This is a genomic window from uncultured Thiocystis sp. (genome assembly GCF_903866365.1).
In the GTDB taxonomy this organism is placed as follows: Bacteria; Pseudomonadota; Gammaproteobacteria; order Chromatiales; family Chromatiaceae; genus Chromatium.
The window spans coordinates 1-1,987 of sequence record NZ_CAIPNF010000330.1; the positions used below are offsets into that span (position 1 = coordinate 1).

3 protein-coding genes are annotated in these 1,987 nt (G+C 62.0%); all 3 read left to right on the forward strand.

The window, feature by feature from the left end; translation table 11 throughout:
- Positions 1-204 precede the first annotated feature (204 nt).
- Complete coding sequence (locus QZY07_RS18650) at positions 205-1,200, forward strand: sodium-dependent bicarbonate transport family permease (RefSeq protein ID WP_295405927.1); 996 nt, start codon at positions 205-207, stop codon at positions 1,198-1,200.
- Between the two features lie 37 nt (positions 1,201-1,237).
- Positions 1,238-1,561 (forward strand): transcriptional regulator, encoded by a 324-nt coding sequence (locus QZY07_RS18655; protein WP_295405928.1) that lies wholly within the window; start codon positions 1,238-1,240, stop codon positions 1,559-1,561.
- Between the two features lie 244 nt (positions 1,562-1,805).
- Positions 1,806-1,987, forward strand: a 182-nt coding sequence (locus tag QZY07_RS18660; protein WP_295405930.1) for a hypothetical protein, incomplete at its 3' end; no start/stop codon positions are given.

Consider the following 1,987-nt stretch of genomic DNA (forward strand, 5'->3'; position numbering starts at 1 on the left):
AACGATCCGGATGCGGTCGAAAAAAGAATCAAGCAAATGCGGGTCAGGCATGAGCAAAGGCAAAAGGATATCGAGCGTTATTACAAGCTGACCGCGACGGGATAGTCAATGTGTTTGAATTAAAGTAACAAAGTAGAATTACATTCCATCCTCAATGTACGTAGGCAGCTAGCAAAGTGGCATCAAAGGAGGCGGTCGATTCAGATGAACTCGCTCACGAACCTGTTGATTCCGGCAGTTTTGTTCTTCGCGCTCGGTTTCCTGGCGCGCGTCATCCGTTCGGATCTGCGCTTTCCTCCGGATCTGGCTAAGATCCTGTCGATCTATCTGCTGGTGTCCATCGGACTGCATGGCGGATTCGAACTCGGCAAGGCTGAGTTGGGAACCGCCGCCGCCTCGGTTGCCTGGGCGCTGGCTCTGGGATTCGGCCTGCCCCTGATCGCCTTCGCGCTGCTGCGGCTCAGTCGAGGCGTCGACCGACTGAACGCCTCCGCCATCGCCGCGCACTATGGTTCGGTGAGCGCCGGCACCTTCCTGACCGCCGTGGCCTTCCTGGAGAACCAGGGAATCGAGTACGAGCGCTACCCACTGATCATGTTGGCCGTCATGGAGTCCCCCGCGATCGTCGTCGGTCTGCTGCTCGCGACCTGGAGTCGCGGACGCGAGGCCGGTGCCGCGTCAGGGGCGCGGGCGGAAGGTGGGCATCTGGGGGCGATGATCCGCGAGGCATTCACCAACGGCAGCGTGGTGTTGTTGCTCGGCTCCATGCTGATCGGCGCGCTCGCCAGCCCCAAGTCGATCGAGTCGCTGCATCCCTTCACGACCGAGATCTTCATGGGCATGCTGTGTCTTTTCCTGCTGGAGATGGGCATGGAGGCGGGACATCGGTTCAGCGACTTCCGTCGCGTCGGCTGGCTGCTCGGTGTCTTCGGTGTGCTAATGCCGCTGATTGGTGGCGCCATTGGCGTGGTTATCGGCCATTATGGCCTGGGATTCGATGCCGGTGGGACGACCCTGGTCGCGGTGCTCGGCGCGAGCGCCTCCTATATCGCGGTCCCGCCGGCCATGCGCCTGGCTATCCCGGAGGCGAATCCGTCCTTCTATCTGACCCTCGCGCTAGGCGTGACCTTTCCGTTCAATGTGGTCTTCGGCATTCCGATCTATCACGCCCTATCCCAATGGGCGATCCGTGTTGGATGATGGTCGATCACGCCTCACGCGACTGGAGCGAGCCAATATGCACAGACTTTTTTCCGAGAAACTGGTCACCATCATTACCTCCGACGTGCTGGAAGAACTGCTGGTCGCGTCGGTTCGCAAGCGAGGCGCGAGCGGCTATACCCTGCTGCGCGCGCGCGGCGCCGGGTCCGAAGGATTGCAGACCGGGGTACTCTGGGTGGACAGCAACCTCTTGATGAAAGTGATCCTGCCACCAGAGCGCCTGTCCGGACTGCTCGACGACCTGGACGCACTGATCGCGAAAGGACACCACCTGACCGTGTTCGTCGCCGACGTGGGTGTACTGGGCCATGAGAAGTTCGAGCGACCGCTCAAATCCTGATCCGCGGGCGAAACATCCTGAAAGAGGAGCCAGCCGCCAGCGACCCGAGGTGACTCAGTGGACCGGCGGCTGGGACATTCTCCACAACGCCAAGGCAGCGCGGGATGCGGGCGATCCGTTCTGGGACCAGTCAGCCACTTGCCCGTTCCCGCAGGATTTTCAGTCACAGGAACACTCACAGGATCGTCATGACCGCTGCCCTCCTCGTCCTCATCGCCTTGCGTGCGTCGTGCTGGCGCTGGTCATGCTGACGTTCCGCTTCCTTTGGTGGCTGGCGCTGCCGGCCCTGATCTTGGGCGTGCTGGTCAGCGTTGCCGAGGGGCCGCATGCCGCCGCCGATCTCTGGGGCGAGCGACTGGACGGCGTGGTGGTCGCTACCCAGGAATCCGTCCGCGTCGAGACGGCGCGCGCCAGTGGGACGCGGAC

What these genes read in the sequence shown, in the direction of transcription:
- QZY07_RS18650 (WP_295405927.1), top strand. Translation starts at nt 205, where the DNA reads ATGAACTCGCTCACGAACCTGTTGATTCCGGCAGTTTTGTTCTTCGCG.
- QZY07_RS18655 (WP_295405928.1), top strand. Translation starts at nt 1,238, where the DNA reads ATGCACAGACTTTTTTCCGAGAAACTGGTCACCATCATTACCTCCGAC.